The following is a 16,814-nucleotide window of genomic DNA, read 5'->3' as shown; positions in this document are numbered from 1 at the left end:
TCCTCGGCGAACTGCACCGCCCACGCCGCCAGGTCCGCCCGCAGGCTGCCGAGGTCGGCCGGCGGGGCGTCGGGCCGCAGCCGCTCCACGGCCACGTCGGAGAGCAGTTCCCGCAGGTCTCCCCAGCGCCGGTAGACGGTGGACGGCGTGACTCCCGCGCGAGCGGCGATCAGGGGCACGGTGAGCGCGTCGCGCCCGAGTTCGGCCTCCAGCTCCCGGACGGCCCGGTGCACGGACTGCTGGACGCGGGCGCTGCGCCCGCCGGGGCGGGTGGTCGGTCTGTCACTCATGTGCCCAGCTTAACGCGAATGAGTTGCGTCTGGCCTGGGGTCATCAGGCCGGCGGCCGGTCACGTCGACGACGGCACCCCGTTCGACGGGCCGAGGGCCGCCGCCGGTGCTACGGCCCGGTCCTCGTCGATCTCGCGAAGCGGCGGCGCACGCCGAAGGCGTCGTACGCCAAGTACCGCGATCTCGTACGGGTTTCGCCGATCAGGTCGTCCCGGGCGCCCTGCGACACCAGACTGTCCCCGGGGCACCGCTGCGGGGTGTCCGCTGTCCGGTGGGGCCGAGGCGTGGCGCCGGTCGCGGTGTCGCCGTCCGGAGGAAGGGATCGGAATTGAGGATCACCATCGTGGGCGGCGGCATCGCCGGCCTCGTGACCGCGCTGAGCCTGCACGCGGCCGGGTTCCGGCCCGAGGTGCGCGAGTCGGCCCGGTCGATCGAGGCCGTCGGGGTGGGGATCAACCTGCTGCCGCACGCCGTACGGGAGTTGGCGGCACTCGGGCTCGCCGACGAGCTGGCCGCGATCGCGCTGGCACCGGAGCGGCTGCTGTACTGCGACCGGGCCGGCGACGCCGTGTGGGAGGAGCCGCTGGGCCGGACGGGCGGCTACCGCTGGCCGCAGCACTCGGTCCACCGGGGGCGGCTCCAGTTGCTGCTGCTGGACGCCCTGCGGCTGCGCACCGGCTCCGACACGGTGCGCACCGGCATGGTGTTCCAGGGCTTCGAGCAGCTCGGGGACGAGGTGCTGGTGCACTTCCTGGACCGCGGCGACAACACGGTGACGACGGAGCGGACGGACCTGCTGATCGGCGCGGACGGCATCGACTCCGCCGTGCGCGCGCAGCTGTATCCGGCGGAGGGCCCCTCGCACTGGAACGGGGTGCACATGTGGCGCGGTGTCGCCGAGGCGCCCCACGTCCTCGGCGGGCGGACCATCGTGGTGGCCGGCGGCGACCCGGGTGACAAGTTCGTCGCCTACCCGATCGCCGACCCGCCCGCCCCCGGCGGGAACGCCCTGATGAACTGGGTGCTGGAGGTCCGGCACCCGGGGACCGCCGGCGAGCTCGACCGGTCGAACCGCCGCGTCGCGCTCGACCGGGTCCGCGCGGGGTTCGACGGCTGGAGCCTGCCCTGGATCGACCTGCCCCGGCTCGTCGAGGCCTCCTCGGACGTCTACGAGTACCCGATGCTCGACCGGGACCCGTTGCCCCGGTGGAGTTTCGGACGGGTCACCCTGCTCGGCGACGCGGCGCACCCGATGTTCCCGATGGGCATGAACGGCGGTTCGCAGTCCGTGGTCGACGCCCGGGCCCTCGCCTGGTGCCTGGCCCGGGCCGCCGACCCGGCGGCGGCGCTCGACCGCTACGACCGCCTGCGCCGCGACACGGTCAACCGCATCGTGCTCCGGAACCGGGAACTCGGGCCGGAGCGGATCATCGCACTGGCCGCGGCACGCGGTGCGGGCCTGCCCGCCACGGAGGCGCGCGAGATCTCCCACCGGTACAAGCAGGTGACGCACGCCACCGTCGAAGACCTCGGCGCCCCCTCCGCCTGGACCGCGTGACCCCGGCGCGACGACGGCACCGTCCGCACCGGGCGTGCCGTCGCGGAGGCGTCGGGGTGGTGCTCAGCGGTTCACGCGGCGTGCCCGGAGGTACTCGCGGGCGAGCAGACGGAGGGCGGCGGGCTTGGCCGGGCCGGCCGAACGGCGCAGCAGGGCGGGGACGTCGGCGCGGGCGGCGGCGCTGGTCAGTTCGTCCAGGCCGATCAGGCAGCGGACCATGGGCCGGTGGGCGGGTGGGACGAGGCCGACCACCGCGCGGCCCTCGGCGATGGTGCGGTCCACCTGGTCGAGCTGCTCGGTGAGCAGCGCCCGGACGGCCGGCAGGTCCCGGGCCCGCTCCAGGTCGGCGCGGGTGACCTCGTGCCGGTCCAGGGCCTGCCGGGGGAGCGTCAGCCGGCCGTCGGCGAGGTCCTCGGCGAGGTCGGTGACGAAGTCGAGCCGCTGGCCGGCGTCGATGACGGTGCGGCAGGCGGCCCGGTAGGCGGTCTGGTCGCCGTCCGGGCCGAGCAGGGTGGCGACGACCATGAACGCGGGCAGGGAGTAGCCGTCCACGTAGTGCTGGTAGTCGGCCTCGGTGGCGAACCCGGCGAAGTCGAGGTCGGCGAGGGCCCCGGCGAGGTGGTCCAGCGCGCGGTCGCGCAGGGCGGGGTGCGCGGCGGCGGTGTTCAGCAGCGGGCGCAGCTCGGGGTGGTCGGTCGCACCGGTGGCGAGGCTGTCGGTCACCTCCTGCTCCCAGCGCGCGTACGCCGCCCCGCGCCCGTCGAGCGGGCCGCTGTCGAGCAGGCTGTCGGTGCGGTGCATGTACGCGGTGGCCGCGATCACGTGCGGCACGAGCCGGGCCGGCAGGAGGAGTCCGGCGGCCAGCACGGCCTCCCGCTTGTACCGCGTCACCTGCCGGCGCTGTCGGCTGTAGTCCTCGCGCAGGCCGGGGTCGTCGATCCCGGCCGCGTCCAGAGCCCTCTCCCAGCTGCCCACTCGCTCGCGTCCTCTCCCTGGTCGGTGTCCCCCGAGCCTAGAGGCCGGTAGGCATCGGTCGAGCACGAGGTCGTGCGGGACGCGGGGCGGGAGGTCGTGCGGGCCGTGGGGCAGGCCGGGGCGGGGGGTCAGCCCAGCGCCTTGGCCTGCCAGTAGCCGAACTGCCGGAGCGGGTCGCCGTCGAGCGACCACGGCCAGGGCGTGACGGTGTCGCCGAGCAGATCGAAGACGCCGGCGCCCTCGCGCGGGCGGCCGGCCTGGACCAGGGCGAAGGCCAGCAGGTTGAGGTCGGCCAGGGCGGCCGCGTACTGCAGGTGCCCGGCGCGGGGCCAGTGCGCCAGCGCCGCGTCCAGCGCCCTGGTGGCCCGGTGGTTGGTCCACTGGCGGCGGACCAGGAGGGCCTCGACGCCGCCGCGGGCGACGGTCCGGGCGTGCTCGTCGACCAGGGCGGTGAGGTCCATGCCCACGGCCGGCGCGTTCGACGGCACCCCGGTCCGGACGGCGTCCAGGAACTCCAGCTGGCTGCTGCGCGAGCCGCACTCCTCCGGCGACAGGTAGCGCAGCATCTGGAGGTGGGCCTCCCGGTTCCACGGGTCGCGCGACGTGACCTCGTGCCAGACGGTGAACAGCTCGCGCGAGTCCGCACGGACCAGGCGCAGGATCCCGAGCAGCACGACCCAGGGCGTGGGGTCCCCGGGGAGCGCGTCGGCGGCGCGGTGGCAGTCGTCGGCGGCGGACCGGGCGTCCGCCATCTTCCCGTCGTGCCGGCCGCGGACCAGCTCGACCCACGCCTCGAAGACCATCGCCTCGCCGCTGTTCGGGCGGCGCATCCGCCAGGAGCGGGCGAGCCCCGAGGGCGCGGCCGCCTCGGCCAGGACGGACAGGCGGTGCGTGCGGCGGTCCCAGTCCGCACCGGTCTCCTGGAGCAGCCGGTCGACCTGGTCGATCTGGATACCGCTCTGGCCCGGTATCCCGGGGGACGTCAGCTGCCGCCGCACCCGGCCCAGCTTGACGTCGTCGAGCTCCGGGAGCAGGCGGGGCCCGGAAGCGCGAAGTCTTCGAAGTATCGACACGCGCCGCAGCCTAGGTCCCGGGTCGAATTTCGGACAGACCCTGGCCGAATTATGTTGTTCCGGAGTGGTCTCGGTGACCTTACGGAGTCGTAGCGCAACCGGACCGGACGCTTCCGGGCCGGTTGCCCGGCCCGGAAGCGGAGAACCGGCCCTCGGCGGCCTCGCGGACCAGGGCCCGGCAAGGGCCCCGTCAGGCCGCCACCGCCTCCACCACCGACAGGACCGTCGGGGTGGGGATGACGCGGGAGAGCCGCAGGCCGGCCCGCTCGAAGAGGTCCGCGAAGTCCGCCTCCGTGCGTTCGCGGCCGGTGAGGGACGCCATCATCATCAGGTCCAGGGTCTTGGACTGGTGAGGGGCGTTGCCCCGGGGGACGACCGCGTCCAGGACGAGGACCCGGCCGCCCGGGTGCAGGGACCGGCGGCAGTGCGTCAGGAGCGTCACGCAGGTCTCGTCGTCCCAGTCGTGGGTGATCCGCTTGAGCAGGTGGATGTCGCCGGGCGGTACGGAGGCGAAGAAGTCGCCCTCCGCCAGCGTCCAGCGGCCCGCGATCTCCTTGTCCGTCTCCAGGCGGTGGCCGGCGAGGACGTGGGAGCGGTCGTAGAGCACCCCGGCCAGGCCGGGGTTCCGGCGCAGCACCTCCAGCAGCAGGCCGCCGTGGCCGCCGCCGACGTCCACGACCGTGCCGCTCTCCGGGAACGCGTAGGCCGCCGGGATGAGCGCGTTCTCCGGGTCGGACATCGCCGCCATGCCCACGTGGAAGACGGCGGCGGTCCGCGCGTCCTGGGCGAAGTGGTCGAAGAACGGCATGCCGAAGATGCCCTCGAACGACGCGGTGCCCTCGGTGAGACAGCTCGTCAACTCTCCCGCCGGCAGCCACATGGTGCGGTCGGTGAGCATCCGGACGGCCGCCCGCGCGGAGTAGGGGACGTCGCTGCGCAGCGCCTGTCCGGCGTCGGTCAGGGTGAACCGGCCCGACTCGTCCTCCGCCACCACGCCCCGGGTGGCGAGCAGACGCAGCACCCGGTGGAGGCTGCGGGCGTCCGTCCCGGTCGCGGTGGCGAGCTCGGCGGGTGTGCGGGGGCCGTCCGCGAGGTGGTCGGCCACGCCCACGTCGGCCGCGGCGCGCAGGGCGGCGGGGAAGAGGAAGCCGAGGGCCTCGTCGGTGAGGAAGGCGGAGGAACGGCGGTAGCGGGCGTCGGGATCGGCGCCCCCGGTCCCGGCCGCCGCCCCGGGGGAGCCTGCTGCGGGAGCGCCCGCCTCCGCCCGGTCGCCGAAGCGCTTGCCCTCGTCCTGACGCATACCGTCCTCCTTGAATCGGGTGGCCCCGCCCGGAAGAGTGCCCACGGGTAGCCGCGCCGAAGCGCAGCGTCACCGGGTTCTGTCCGTGTCCGGACGGAACCGCTCCCGGAGCCGGGCGGGCCGCCGGCACCCGCCGGCCCGCCCGGCACGGCGATCGGCGGGGGACTTCACCATCCTGTCGCCGGGTGCAGCTTCCGGAACGAAACGGCGGCCGCCGCCGCCCGGCCTCCTAGATTCTGTCCCGCACCCCACGCCGCGCAGCAACGCGAACACCGACCGCGGCGACCCGGCACCGGATCACTCCGCCGCTCTCGCGTCGGCCCGGGCGCGTCGACAGAATCCCGAGGGCGTCATGGATTTGAACGAGGCTCACAACGCCGACGGTGGCCGGCGCTCCGCGATCGTCACCGGGGCGTCACGGGGCATCGGCCGCGCGGTGGCCGTGCAACTGGCCGCCGACGGCTACGACATCGCGTTCTGCTACCGCGAGCGCGGTGAGGCCGCGCTGGAGACCGAACGGCTGGTGCGCGAGCACGGCGCGGCCTGCTACCACGCGCCCTGCGACGTGGCGGACGGTCCGGCGGTCGAGGCCTTCGTCAAGGCCGCCGAGGCGGAGCTCGGTCCGACCGTGGTGCTCGTCAACTCGGCCGGCATCGTGCGGGACAGCCCGCTGGTCCTGATGCCGCCGGCGGCCTGGAACCTGGTCATCGACACCAATCTGAACGGGACCTTCAACTTCTGCCGGCCGGTCGTGTTCGGCATGATGAAGCGCCGCGAAGGCGTCGTCGTCAACATCTCCTCCGTGGCCGGCGTCTACGGCAACGCCGCACAGACGAACTACGCCGCGTCGAAGGCCGGTGTGCACGGCCTGAGCAAGTCGCTGGCCAAGGAGGTCGCCAGGAGCGGCATCCGGGTCAACGTCGTGGCGCCGGGCTTCATCGAGACCGACATGACGGCGGTGCTCTCGGAGAAGCTCCGGGCCGAGGCCCTGAAGATCGTCCCGATGCGGAGGTTCGGGACGGCGCAGCAGGTCGCCGATCTGGTCTCGTTCCTGGTGTCCGAGCGCGGCGGCTACATCACCGGCCAGGTGATCCAGGTCGACGGCGGGATCACCCTGTGAGCGCCGCGACGTGGGCCGTCCCGCCGGCGGGCCCGCCCACGGCCCCGGCCACGGCCCCGCCCACGGCCCCGCCGACGGCCCCGCACGCGAGCGCGCCTTCGACCCCGAACCGCCGGACGAGGGACCGCGCGGTGCCGCTGATCGCGGTCGACGCCTACGAGCTCGTCTCCGCCGAGGTGATCACCGCCACCAAGGCGATCCGCGCCGACGACCCCTACCTCGGCGGCCACTACCCCGACTTCACCATCTACCCCGGGGTGTTCGTCGTCGAATCGGTGACGCAGACCGTCCGGATCCTCGCCGAACAGACCGTCCGCACGCCGTTCGAGCTGGAGCTGGCGGCCCTCACCTCGGTGCGGTTCAGCCGTCCGCTGCGCCCCGGCGACACCCTGCACATCCGCTGCGAGTGCACCCTCACCCGGCCGTCGGCCGAGGCGGCCCCCGGCGGGGACCGCCTGCTGACCGTCAAGGCCGAGTGCCGCAACGCGGCCGGTGAGAAGGCCGCGCGGCTGCGGCTGGAGTTCCGGCTGACCGAGGAGGTCGGCGATGCCGTATGACCACGCCCGCATCCGCGGCGTCCTGCCGCACCGGTACCCGATCCTGCTGGTCGACACCGTCGAGGAGATCGAGCACCACGCCCGCATCGTGACCACCAAGGCGATCACCGGTTCCGAGCCCTGCTACGCCGGGATCGCGGAGACCGCCGACCGCCGCCGCTACGCCTACCCCCGGTCCCTGATCGTCGAGTCCTTCGGCCAGAGCGGCGCGGTGCTGTGGCTGGAGAGCATCCGACGCGACGGCCGGGAGTTCGACGGCAGCCTGATCTTCGCCGCCGCCCGGGACGTCACCTTCCACCGCCAGGCCCACCCCGGCGACGTCCTGCGCCACGTCGCCCACATCGACCACGTCGTCGGGGACAACGCGTTCCTGCGCGGCCGGACCCTGATCGACGGCGAGGTCGCCGTCGACTACGGGTCGGTCGTCGCGGTCGTGCGCAGGACCGACGCGCTCGGCAGCTGACCGCCGGCGCCCCAAGACTCCGGCCGCGTGCGCGGCCGGCCGCTCCACCCCGCTCGGAACCCGCTCCACCCCGCTCGGAACCCGCAACACCCCGCTCCACCGTGCCCAGCACCCGCTCCACCGTGCTCGGCACCCGGACCAGAACCCTGCCGACCCGCGCGGAAACCCCGCGCGGCAGCCGGGCAGACCACCGCATTCCGATGGAGGCAACCATGACCACCAGCGCCGTCAGCGCACACCTCGACGAGCTCCGCGACCTCATCGCCGAGGTCCTGGAGATCGAGCCGGAGGAGATCACCGAAACCGGGTCGTTCGTCGAGGAGTACGAGGCCGACTCGCTGCGCGCCATCGAGATCCTCGCCCGCATCGAGAAGAAGTACAAGGTCGAGATCCCGCAGGAGGAGCTGGCCCGGATGGAGAACCTGCTCGCGGTCTACGAGACCGTCAAGACCCGCGTCGGCTGGGCCGACTGACATGGTCCGCGTCGTCGTCACGGGCGTCGGACCACTGGCCGGCGTCGGGATCGGAGCCGAGCCGTTCGCCGCCGCGCTGAAGGCCGGCCGGCACGCGATCGCCCCGATCGAGAGCTTCGACCCGGTCGGCTTCCCGCACCGGATGGCCGGGGAGCTGCGCGGGTTCGAGCCCGAGCAGTGGGTGCGGCACCTCTCGCCGCAGGAGTGGGGTCCGGCCAGCCTCTTCGCGGCGGCCGCGGCACGGCTCGCCGTCGACGACGCGGGCATCGACCCCCAGGCGCTGCGTTCCTCGCGCGCGGGTTCCGTGATCGGCACGACCAGCGGCGAGTCGCAGGTCGTCGAACGCGCCATGAAGCTGTGGGTCGACCAGGGCCCGCGGCAGCTGCCCGCCGCGAGGATCGCGCTGACCCCCTCCTACCGCATGGCGGTGGCCGTCAACCGCGAGCTCGGTCTGACCGGTGAGGCCGTCACCCTGGCCACGGCCTGTTCGGCCAGCAACTACGCGATCGGCTACGCCTACGACCTGATCCGCAACGGTGAGGCCGACTACATGCTCGCCGGCGGCGCGGACGCGATGTGCCGCTTCGCCGTCGCCGGCTTCTACCGCCTCGGCGCGCTCACCGAGCAGGCCTGCTCGCCGTTCGACGCCAACCGCTCCGGCATCCTCATCGGTGAGGGCGGCGCGGCGATGTTCCTGGAGTCCTACGACAGCGCCCGGGCGCGCGGCGCGCGCGTCTACGCCGAGGTCCTCGGGTACGGCCTGACCTGCGACGCCTCCCACATGGTCTCGCCGGACGCCGGCTCCATCGCGGCCTGCATGCGCCGTGCGCACCGCAACGCCGGGATCAAGCCGGCGGAGGTCGACTACATCTCCGCGCACGGCACCGGCACCCCCTCCAACGACACGATGGAGGGCCGCGCGATCCGCGAGGTCTTCGGCGACACCCCGCCGCCGGTCAGCTCGATCAAGTCGATGCTCGGCCACACGATGGGCGCGGCCAGCTGCTTCGGCGCGATCGCCTCGGTGCTGGGCATCGCGCAGGGCTTCATCCCGCCCACCATCAACCACACCGAGATCGACCCCGAACTCGCCGGCTTCGACGTCGTGCCGAACCGGGCGCGCGCCGCCGAGCTGCGCATCGTCCAGAACAACGGCTTCGCCTTCGGCGGCAACAACGCCATCACCATCTTCGGGAGGCCGCAATGACCGCCACGAGCACCGCGACCGCCCCGGGCGGCGGCCCGCCGACGCGGTCGGTCCCGCTCGCGGTGACCGGCTGGGGCGTGCTGTCGCCGCTGGGCGTCGGCGCCGAGGAGTTCGCGCCGGCGTGGTGCGGGCGCCGCAGCGGTCTGCGCGACGTCCGCGGGCTGTACGAGGGCCCGCTGCCGGTCGACGAGGCCTGCGTGCTGACCGATTTCAGCGTCCGCGAGCACCTCGGCCGCAAGGGGACGAGCTTCTTCGACCGCACCACCTCGCTGACCGTGGTGACCTGCGGGCTGGCCCTGGAGGACAGCAGCCTGGTGATCGAGGAGGCCGACCGCGCCGAGATCGGCATCGTGCTGGGCTCGACCACCGGCGGAGTGCAGTCGCTGTGCGAGTTCATCACCGAGACCATCGTCAACGACCCGCCGTACCTGGTGAATCCGGTGCTGTTCCCCTACGCGGTGATGAACGGCGCCGCCAGCTCGGCCGCGATCTGGCACCAGCTCAAGGGGGTCAACGCCACGGTGTCGGACGGCCAGGCGTCCTTCCTGGCGGTACTGAAGTACGCGCGCAACCAGATCCGCAACGGCTACGTGGAGGCGGTGGTCGCCGGCGCGGTCGAGGAGTTCAGCCCGCACCGGGCCTGGGCGGCCGAGCACCTGCGCGGCGGCCGGGGCGCACGGGTGCCGCTCGGCGAGGGCGCGGCCGCGTTCGTGCTGGAGCCGGCCGAGGCGGTGCGTGCCTCCGGACGCAGGCCCGACGCGGAGATCCTCGCCGTCGAGACCGGGCTGTTCGGCCAGGACATCGATCCGGCCGACGGTCTCGCGGGGTGCATCGGCTCGGCCCTGCGCAGCTCCGGGATCGATCCGGCCGAGGTGCGCATGGTCGCTCCGTCGATCGCCGGCTCCGAGCGCCGGGACGCGATCGAGCGGCGGGGCCTCGCGGCGGCGCTGCCGGGCGTGCCGTTCGCGTCGCTGCCGGTCAAGGACCTGCTCGGCGAGACGTACAGCGCCTCGGGCGCCCTGCAGCTCGCCGCCGTCCTGGCCGAGCACCGCTGCGACGCCGGCCTGGACGGCGCCGTCTCGCTCATCACCTCGGTCACCTCCGAGGGGCTGGTCGGAGCCGCGGTCGTCAGGGGGTGGAGCCGTGACGAGCGGTGACCTCGCCCGGCCCGGCCGGCGGCTCCACGACCCCGCGACGGGGAGGTGGGCGCATGCCGACCGCGATTAGCGGCTTCGACGTCCTCAGCTGCCTCGGCGACGCCGAGGCCACCTTCCGGGCGCTGCTGCGCGGCGACACCGGGGCCGGCCCGCTGCGCCGCGACACCCGGCGGCTGGGGGTCGACCACGCCCACCAGATCGACGACGACGCCGAGGGCCGCCGCGCGAGCCGGTGGCTGGCCCGGGTCGTCGCCGGGGCGGTGCGTGCCGCCGGGCTCGACACCGACGGCAGGCGGGTCGCCGTCGTCGTCGGGACGGGCCTGCGCGAGCTGCCGGAGGCCGAACGGTGGTGGGCCGGGGGCGGCGCGCTGACCCTTCCCGAGCTGCACTTCGGCGCCGTGGTGCGGGGCGTGCTGCCTGCGGCGACCGAGGTCCTGACCGTCTCCAACGCCTGCGCCGCCTCCGGGTACGCGCTCGCCGTCGGCGCCGACCTGCTCGCCGCCGACGAGGCCGACGCCGTGGTCGTGGCGGGCTGCGACTCGATCACCGACAGCCTGCTGGCGGCCATCGGCCGCGGCAGCGCGGTCCGCAGCACCGCCGTCCGGCCCTTCGACAGCGGGCGGGCGGGCGTGCTGCTCGGCGAGGGCGCGGCGGCGGTCGTGATCGAGCCCGAGGCGACGGTGCTCGCCGAGGGCCGCGAGGTCCTGGCCCGGCTGCACGGGGTGGGCCTGTCCTGCGACGCCCACCACGAGACCGCGCCGGACCCGGCCGGGATCGCCGCCTGCATGCGCGACGCGCACCGCCGGGCGGGCGTCGTCCCCGCCGATGTCGACCTGGTCGTCGCGCACGGCACCGGCACGGCCCTCAACGACCCGGCCGAGGCCGCCGCGCTGACCGAGGTCCTCGGCGAGGCCTGCGGCCGCGCGCTGGTGACCGGGATCAAGGGGGCCGTCGGCCACACGTCCGGAGCGGCCGCCCTGATGTCGCTCGTGGTCGCGGTCCAGGCGATGCACCGCGGTGCCGTCCCGGCGATCCGGGGCCTGGCGGAGCCGATCCCGGAGGCCGAACGGCTCGCCCTGGTCGCCGGACCGCCGGCGGCGGCGCGGCCGCTGGTGGCGCAGATCGACTCGTTCGGATTCGGCGGCGTGAACGCCGTCGCGCTGGTGGGAGCCGCCCCGTGACCGAGCGACGGGAGAGGCCGGGAGGTACCCCCGGACGGGAGGCGGGCGCCGCGGGGCGCACCCCGGCACCGGGTGTCTCCGTGCACGCGTACGCCGTCCACGTCCCCGGCGCCGGCCCCCGGGAGACCGGCGGCGCGGCGGCCCCGGGCGAGCCGATGTGCTCGGCCGAGGAGGCCCAGCTGGTCCTCGGCCGCAAGGGCCTGCTGATGAAGGAGCCCGCGACCCGGCTGGCGCTGTGCGCCGTGCACCGCGCGCTCGGGCTGCCCGCCGGCAGGGTCGACCGGCCGCTGCCGTCGGCCGACCGCACCGCCGTCGTCGTCAGCTCCAACCTGGGCAATCTGCGCACGGTGTGCGGCATCGCCGCCGCGGTGGGCCGGGAGGACTTCCGGGTGGTCAGCCCGTTGGAGACGCCGAACGTCTCCAGCAACGTCATCGCCAGCACGATCGCGCTGCGCTACGGCTTCACCGGCCCGAACGTCATGGTCTGCAACGGCGCCACCTCCGGGCTGGACGCGGTCCGCCTCGGCGCACGGCTGATCCGCGCCGGGCGCGCCGAGCGGGCGGTCGTCGTCGGGGCGGAGCCGGCGGACGAGATCGCCCGGGCCCTGGTGCGGAGCCGTGACCCGCGCACCTACGGCGGGCGGGGCGTTCCGGAGCTGCGCGCCTCGGCGGCCTGCGTGGTCCTCGGCGGGCACCGGGCCGGCGCCCGGTCGGCGGTGCTCGGGGACAGCGGCACGCTGTCGCCCGGCGCGCAGCCGCCGGCCGCGCACCGGGGGCCGGCGTCCGACCGGGATCCGGCGTCCCACCGGGAGCTGACCTTCCCGCCCTACGGCGTCGCCGAGGAGTCGGACACCGTCGTCGACCTGACCGCCCGCCTCGGTGAGACCTACGGCGCGCTCGGCGTCCTGCAGGTCGCCGCCGCCGCCGCGCGGATCGGCCGCGGTGACGCCGACGGTGCCCGGGTGGCCTGCGGTGACGCGGTCGAGGGCTACACCTGGCTGGACCTCGCCGCCGCAGGGGACGTGATCGCATGACCGCCGGCGAGGTCGTCTGGCACCCGCTGCCGGGGGTGCGCACGCACGGCGAGCGGATCGGGCTGCACGCCACCGGAGACCCGGCGGGCCGGCCGGTCCTGCTGCTGCACGGCCTGGAGGACACCTGGTCGAGCTGGTCGCGGCTGGTGCCGTTCCTCGGCCCGGGCCTGTGGTGCGTCGCGGCCGACCTGCCCTGGCGGACCGGCGGCGACTACCGCTGGCGCGACCGCGCGCCGCAGCAGTGGATCGCCGACGTGGTCGGCGCCCTGCCGGGGCGCCCGGCGGCGGTCGTCGCCCACTCCTTCAGCGCCAACGCCCTGCTGCTCGGCCTGGCCGGGGGCGGCGGATCCGAGCCGGCGGCGGACGCGATGGTCCTGATCTCGCCCTTCTACCGGCCCCCGCACGTCCCCCTCACCTGGAGCACCTTCGAGCGCTCGCTGGCGGACTTCCGCGCCACGATGACCGCGGGCCTGCGCGTCCGCCTCGGCGAGCGCGCCGAGCGCCTGGAACCGGACGTCTTCGACCGGATGGCGAAGGCGATGCTCGACGGCATCGGCGTGCTGGGCTTCCTGGCCGTCTTCGACCAGTTCGCCGCCACCTGCGACCTCGACCTCTCCGCGTACCGCGGTCGGGCCCTCGTCGTCGCCGGATCCCGCGACCCGGGCATCGCGGGGGAGCGCATCGACTGGCTGCGCCGCGCGCTCCCGCGGGCGGTGCTGAACGTCCACCCCGACCACTCCCACTTCTGCCACCTCGACCGGCCGGAGCCGGTCGGACTGCTGGTGGCCGACTTCCTGACGAAAGGACCCGCGTCCGTGCCGATACTCGACGGCAGCAGCGGCCCCCACCCCGGGCGCCCGCGCTACGAGGGTGCGAACATCAGCACCTTCATCGGATTCAAGAACTTCACCGCGCTGGCCGAGGACGTCGTCCTCCAGCACCTGCGGGAGCTCGGCCACGGCCCGCAGCAGCTGTTCGAGCGCCACGGCCTGGGCACCACCGTCGTGCACTCCTCGATGCGCCTGACCGGGACCATGCACTCCGACGACCAGGTCGTCGGCACGGTGACACCGGTCGAGGCCCGGCCGGGCCGGGGCGCCGCGTTCGACGTCCGGCTCACCACCCGCCGGGGCGACGCCGGGGAGCCCGTCCGGCTGCTCAACGGCCGGGTACGCGTCCAGCTGGTCGCCGAGAAGGACGGCAACCCGGTCGAGCCGGTGCCGGCCGGGCTGGCGCCGTTCGTGGTCGCCGAGGTGACCGGTGAGGGCGCCGCGGAGCCGGTCGTGGTCGGCGACCCGGCGGCCGTCCCCGCCGCGCTGGCCGAGTGCAGCGGGAACTCCTTCCGGTGGGCCTGGAAGATCCCCTACTACGCCTGCCACTACTACACCCGGATCCAGCACCAGAGCTACGTCAAGCTGCTGGAGGAGGCGGTCGACCGCTACCTGGAGCACGTCGGCCTGCCGATCACCGACCTGCTGGCGCAGCGCGACTGGATCCCGGTCGTCTCGCGCTCGCGCGTCGACCTGCACGCCGACGCCTTCATGGGCGAGGAACTGCTGATCACCTTCGCGGTGGACGACGTCATCAAGGACACCCTGTTCACCGCCCGGATGGAGTGCCGCGTGCTGCGCGGCGACCGTCTCGTCCACGTCGCCTCGGCCACGATCATGCACGGGTACGTGCTGGCCCGGGGCGAGCACGCCTTCGCCGACCTGGTGGTGCTCGACGCGCCGACCCGGGCCGCGCTGCTGGGAGGTCGGGCCTGATGCGCAAGCCCCGGTTCTACTTCTCCTTCCACAGCCCGTTCAGCTGGATGGTGAGCCACCGGCTGGAGCGCGAACTGCCGGGCTGGCACGACGAGCTGGAGTGCCTGCCGTACTTCGAGCCGGACGAGCAGACCTGGGAGACGCTCGACGGGCGCGGCATCGAGATGCACTACGCCGCGATGTCCAAGGCCAAGCACCTGTACATCCTCCAGGACACCAAGCGCCTGAGCGCCAGGTTCGGGCTGTCGATGAAGTGGCCGGTGGACGTGGACCCGTGGTGGGTCCTGCCGCACCACGCCTACCTCGCGGCGCGCCGGCTCGGCCGCGGCAAGGAGCTGTACTGGGCGCTGTCGCAGGCCCGTTGGGAGCGCGGCGAGAACATCTGCGAGGTCGACGTGGTGCGCGGGATCGCCGATGCGATCGGTCTCGACGGTGCGGAGGTCGCCAAGGCGCCGCACGACGCGGACCTCCGTGCCGAGGGCGTCGAGGCGATCGACAAGGCGTACCTGGACGACGTGTTCGGCGTGCCGTTCTTCAAGATCGGGCCGCACCGCTTCTGGGGTCTGGACCGGGTGGACGACTTCCTCTCCGCCTACGGGCGGGCGCGTGAGCAGGAGGCGGCGAAATGAGCGAGACGCCCACCGAGGAGACCCCGCTCGTCCCGGACCTGGAGGCCGACCCCCTGGAGGGCATCCCGGAGGCCTTGCTGGACCTGATCGGGGCCTACGACCACGACACGGCCGGCGGTTGCGGCTGATGTCCGCGCCGGTGACCGGGACCCGGCCGGGGAGCGCGTCGGCCGGGGCCGCCTGGGCGATCGAGGCCGAGGGCCTCGGCAAGACCTTCGGCGGCCGGACCGCGGTGGACGGGGTCGACCTGGCGGTCGCGCCGGGGACGGTGTTCGGGCTGCTCGGACCGAACGGCGCGGGCAAGACCACGACCGTCCGGATGCTGACGACGCTGCTGGTCCCGGACCGCGGCCGGGCGGCCGTCGCCGGGTTCGACGTGGTGCGCGAGGCCACCGAGGTGCGGCGGCGGATCGGGCTGACCGGCCAGCTGTCGGCGGTCGACGAGCGGCTGACCGGCCGCGAGAACCTCGTCCTGGTCGGGCGGTTGCACCACCTCGGCCGGGCCGGCGCCGCGAAGGCCGCCGACGAGCTGCTGGAGCGGTTCGGGCTGGCCGGGGCCGGGCGGCGGCCGAGCGGGACGTACTCGGGCGGCATGCGGCGCCGCCTCGACCTGGCGGCCAGTCTGATCGCGGATCCGCCGGTGCTGTTCCTGGACGAGCCGACGACCGGCCTGGACCTGAGCAGCCGCTTGATCCTGTGGCAGACCGTCCGGGAGCAGGTCGCCGCCGGCACGACCGTGCTGCTGACGACGCAGTACCTGGAGGAGGCCGACCGGCTCGCCGACCGGATCGCGGTCGTGGACGACGGCACGCTCATCGCCGAGGGCACGCCGGAGGAGCTGAAGCGCAAGGTCGGCGGGGAGCGGCTGGAGCTGGCCTTCACCACCGTGGACGAGGCCGACCGGGCGCAGGCGGCCCTCGGACCGGACCTGCCGCGGACCCCGGACCGGCTCGGTCTGCACCTGCCGGTCGAGGCGGGGCTCCGGACGGTCGGCGAGGTCGCGGGCAGGCTGGCCGACCTCGGACTGCGCCCCGAGGACTTCGCCGTCCGCAAGCCCTCGCTCGACGACGTGTTCCTCGCCCTCACGGGCCGGTCCACCACCTCGTAGCGCCACCACCTCGAAGCGCCGCCACCTCGTAGCGCCACCACGTCCCCGGGGCCACCTCCCCTCGGCACCGCCACCACCCGGTGGGCCCATCACCCTTGTGAAGGACTGATACACAGTGACCAGCGCCGTGTTGGACACCGCGGGCGACGCCTACGCGCTCGCCGGGCGGCACGTGAAGCACCTGATCCGGGTGCCGCAGAAGCTCCTCGGCACGACCGTGATGCCGATGGCCTACGTCGGGGTCTTCGGCTACCTGTTCGGCAGCGTGATCACGGTGCCCGGGGGCAGCTACCGCGAGTACATCATGGCCGGGATCTTCACCCAGATGATGCTCTCCACGGCCGCGAACACCGCGCTCGGGGTGACCGCCGACCTGGGCAACGGGCTGGTGGACCGGTTCCGCTCGCTGCCGATCGCGCGCGGCGCCGTGCTGATCGGCCGCACCACCGCGGACCTGGCGCTGGCCGTGGTGTCGTGCGCGCTGATGGCACCGGTCGGGCTGCTGATCGGCTGGCGGGTGCACCACGGACTGCCGGCGGCCCTCGCCGGATTCGCGATCCTGATCGCCTTCGGCTACGCGATGACCTGGCTCGGCGCGTTCATGGGCATGGCGCTGCGGACACCGGAGGCGGTCAACGCGACGGCGTTCCTGATCGTCATGCCCCTGACGTTCCTGTCCAGCGCCTTCATCCCGCTCGACCGCCTGCCCGGCTGGCTGCGCGCGGTCTGCGAGTGGAACCCGATCAGCGTGGTCGCGGCCGCGGTGCGCCGGCTGTTCGGCGACGAGGCCGCGGTCACCACGCACCTCGCCTTCCCCGAGCGCCGAGCGGTGCTGCTGGCACCCGCGTTGATCCTGCTGATGCTCGCCGTGCTGGTGCCGCTGGCGATCCGGGCCGGGCGATCGGCGGTCAACCGGTGAGCGC

General features: G+C 74.4%; 18 protein-coding genes. 14 read left to right on the top strand and 4 right to left on the bottom strand.

The window, feature by feature from the left end:
• Positions 1 to 290 (bottom strand): helix-turn-helix domain-containing protein (locus ACWDRR_RS40730; RefSeq protein WP_449777358.1); only part of this gene is annotated, 290 nt, incomplete at its 3' end.
• A gap of 328 nt (positions 291 to 618) precedes the next feature.
• On the opposite strand from ACWDRR_RS40730, the gene ACWDRR_RS40725 reads away from it, so the two are divergent.
• On the top strand, positions 619 to 1,848 hold the full coding sequence (locus ACWDRR_RS40725) for an FAD-dependent monooxygenase (protein WP_449777357.1): 1,230 nt from the start codon (positions 619 to 621) through the stop codon (positions 1,846 to 1,848).
• A gap of 63 nt (positions 1,849 to 1,911) precedes the next feature.
• On the opposite strand, the gene ACWDRR_RS40720 is transcribed toward ACWDRR_RS40725, so the two are convergent.
• The 3 genes from ACWDRR_RS40720 to ACWDRR_RS40710 form a co-directional block, all read right to left on the bottom strand.
• Entirely contained in the window at positions 1,912 to 2,823 is a 912-nt protein-coding gene (locus ACWDRR_RS40720) for a phytoene/squalene synthase family protein (RefSeq protein WP_449777356.1), read from the bottom strand.
• 128 nt (positions 2,824 to 2,951) lie between these two features.
• Entirely contained in the window at positions 2,952 to 3,896 is a 945-nt protein-coding gene (locus tag ACWDRR_RS40715; protein WP_449777355.1) for a hypothetical protein, read from the bottom strand.
• Between the two features lie 190 nt (positions 3,897 to 4,086).
• Positions 4,087 to 5,196, bottom strand: coding sequence for a methyltransferase (locus ACWDRR_RS40710; RefSeq protein ID WP_449777354.1), 1,110 nt, complete (start codon positions 5,194 to 5,196; stop codon positions 4,087 to 4,089).
• Between the two features lie 352 nt (positions 5,197 to 5,548).
• Here ACWDRR_RS40710 and fabG point away from each other — a divergent pair, with 352 nt between their 5' ends.
• From fabG to ACWDRR_RS40645, 13 genes are all read left to right on the top strand, one after another.
• Entirely contained in the window at positions 5,549 to 6,316 is a 768-nt protein-coding gene (gene fabG / locus ACWDRR_RS40705; RefSeq protein WP_449777353.1) for a 3-oxoacyl-ACP reductase FabG, read from the top strand.
• A 131-nt stretch (positions 6,317 to 6,447) separates the two neighbouring features.
• Positions 6,448 to 6,873 carry a 3-hydroxyacyl-ACP dehydratase FabZ family protein gene (locus ACWDRR_RS40700; protein ID WP_449777352.1) on the top strand — a complete coding sequence of 142 codons (426 nt, stop codon included), beginning with the start codon at positions 6,448 to 6,450 and terminating at the stop codon, positions 6,871 to 6,873.
• A complete protein-coding gene (locus tag ACWDRR_RS40695) occupies positions 6,863 to 7,336 on the top strand; it encodes a 3-hydroxyacyl-ACP dehydratase FabZ family protein (protein WP_449777351.1) in 474 nt (157 codons plus the stop codon). The genes ACWDRR_RS40700 and ACWDRR_RS40695 overlap by 11 nt, the downstream gene beginning before the upstream one ends.
• 212 nt (positions 7,337 to 7,548) lie before the next feature.
• A complete protein-coding gene (locus ACWDRR_RS40690) occupies positions 7,549 to 7,809 on the top strand; it encodes an acyl carrier protein (protein ID WP_449777350.1) in 261 nt (86 codons plus the stop codon).
• Between the two features lies 1 nt (position 7,810).
• Positions 7,811 to 9,016: a beta-ketoacyl-[acyl-carrier-protein] synthase family protein gene (locus ACWDRR_RS40685; RefSeq protein ID WP_449777349.1), complete on the top strand. Its 1,206-nt coding sequence runs from the start codon at positions 7,811 to 7,813 to the stop codon at positions 9,014 to 9,016.
• Positions 9,013 to 10,173, top strand: coding sequence for a beta-ketoacyl synthase N-terminal-like domain-containing protein (locus ACWDRR_RS40680; protein WP_449777348.1), 1,161 nt, complete (start codon positions 9,013 to 9,015; stop codon positions 10,171 to 10,173). The genes ACWDRR_RS40685 and ACWDRR_RS40680 overlap by 4 nt, the downstream gene beginning before the upstream one ends.
• A gap of 53 nt (positions 10,174 to 10,226) precedes the next feature.
• The gene (locus tag ACWDRR_RS40675; RefSeq protein ID WP_449777347.1) at positions 10,227 to 11,354 is read left to right on the top strand and encodes a beta-ketoacyl-[acyl-carrier-protein] synthase family protein; all 1,128 of its coding nucleotides are present in this window, start codon (positions 10,227 to 10,229) and stop codon (positions 11,352 to 11,354) included.
• Positions 11,355 to 11,434: 80 nt separating this feature from the next.
• Complete coding sequence (locus ACWDRR_RS40670; RefSeq protein ID WP_449777346.1) at positions 11,435 to 12,388, top strand: beta-ketoacyl synthase N-terminal-like domain-containing protein; 954 nt, start codon at positions 11,435 to 11,437, stop codon at positions 12,386 to 12,388.
• Positions 12,385 to 14,154 (top strand): alpha/beta fold hydrolase, encoded by a 1,770-nt coding sequence (locus ACWDRR_RS40665; protein ID WP_449777345.1) that lies wholly within the window; start codon positions 12,385 to 12,387, stop codon positions 14,152 to 14,154. The genes ACWDRR_RS40670 and ACWDRR_RS40665 overlap by 4 nt, the downstream gene beginning before the upstream one ends.
• Positions 14,154 to 14,783 carry a DsbA family protein gene (locus ACWDRR_RS40660; protein ID WP_449777344.1) on the top strand — a complete coding sequence of 210 codons (630 nt, stop codon included), beginning with the start codon at positions 14,154 to 14,156 and terminating at the stop codon, positions 14,781 to 14,783. Before ACWDRR_RS40665 ends, ACWDRR_RS40660 begins: the two co-directional genes overlap by 1 nt.
• Positions 14,780 to 14,911 carry a hypothetical protein gene (locus ACWDRR_RS40655; protein WP_449777343.1) on the top strand — a complete coding sequence of 44 codons (132 nt, stop codon included), beginning with the start codon at positions 14,780 to 14,782 and terminating at the stop codon, positions 14,909 to 14,911. Before ACWDRR_RS40660 ends, ACWDRR_RS40655 begins: the two co-directional genes overlap by 4 nt.
• Positions 14,911 to 15,891: an ATP-binding cassette domain-containing protein gene (locus ACWDRR_RS40650; protein ID WP_449777342.1), complete on the top strand. Its 981-nt coding sequence runs from the start codon at positions 14,911 to 14,913 to the stop codon at positions 15,889 to 15,891. The genes ACWDRR_RS40655 and ACWDRR_RS40650 overlap by 1 nt, the downstream gene beginning before the upstream one ends.
• Positions 15,892 to 16,006: 115 nt before the next feature.
• Complete coding sequence (locus ACWDRR_RS40645) at positions 16,007 to 16,810, top strand: ABC transporter permease (protein ID WP_449777341.1); 804 nt, start codon at positions 16,007 to 16,009, stop codon at positions 16,808 to 16,810.
• Positions 16,811 to 16,814: the final 4 nt, after the last annotated feature.

The sequence above is a fragment of the Kitasatospora sp. NPDC003701 genome, assembly GCF_053587085.1.
This window is presented reverse-complemented; position numbering and strand designations above follow the sequence as displayed.

Coding starts and splice junctions, on each gene's coding strand:
- ACWDRR_RS40710 (WP_449777354.1), bottom strand. CDS start 5,196: ATGCGTCAGGACGAGGGCAAGCGCTTCGGCGACCGGGCGGAGGCGGGC.
- fabG (WP_449777353.1), top strand. CDS start 5,549: ATGGATTTGAACGAGGCTCACAACGCCGACGGTGGCCGGCGCTCCGCG.
- ACWDRR_RS40695 (WP_449777351.1), top strand. CDS start 6,863: ATGCCGTATGACCACGCCCGCATCCGCGGCGTCCTGCCGCACCGGTAC.
- ACWDRR_RS40690 (WP_449777350.1), top strand. CDS start 7,549: ATGACCACCAGCGCCGTCAGCGCACACCTCGACGAGCTCCGCGACCTC.
- ACWDRR_RS40685 (WP_449777349.1), top strand. CDS start 7,811: ATGGTCCGCGTCGTCGTCACGGGCGTCGGACCACTGGCCGGCGTCGGG.
- ACWDRR_RS40680 (WP_449777348.1), top strand. CDS start 9,013: ATGACCGCCACGAGCACCGCGACCGCCCCGGGCGGCGGCCCGCCGACG.
- ACWDRR_RS40675 (WP_449777347.1), top strand. CDS start 10,227: ATGCCGACCGCGATTAGCGGCTTCGACGTCCTCAGCTGCCTCGGCGAC.
- ACWDRR_RS40665 (WP_449777345.1), top strand. CDS start 12,385: ATGACCGCCGGCGAGGTCGTCTGGCACCCGCTGCCGGGGGTGCGCACG.
- ACWDRR_RS40660 (WP_449777344.1), top strand. CDS start 14,154: ATGCGCAAGCCCCGGTTCTACTTCTCCTTCCACAGCCCGTTCAGCTGG.
- ACWDRR_RS40655 (WP_449777343.1), top strand. CDS start 14,780: ATGAGCGAGACGCCCACCGAGGAGACCCCGCTCGTCCCGGACCTGGAG.
- ACWDRR_RS40650 (WP_449777342.1), top strand. CDS start 14,911: ATGTCCGCGCCGGTGACCGGGACCCGGCCGGGGAGCGCGTCGGCCGGG.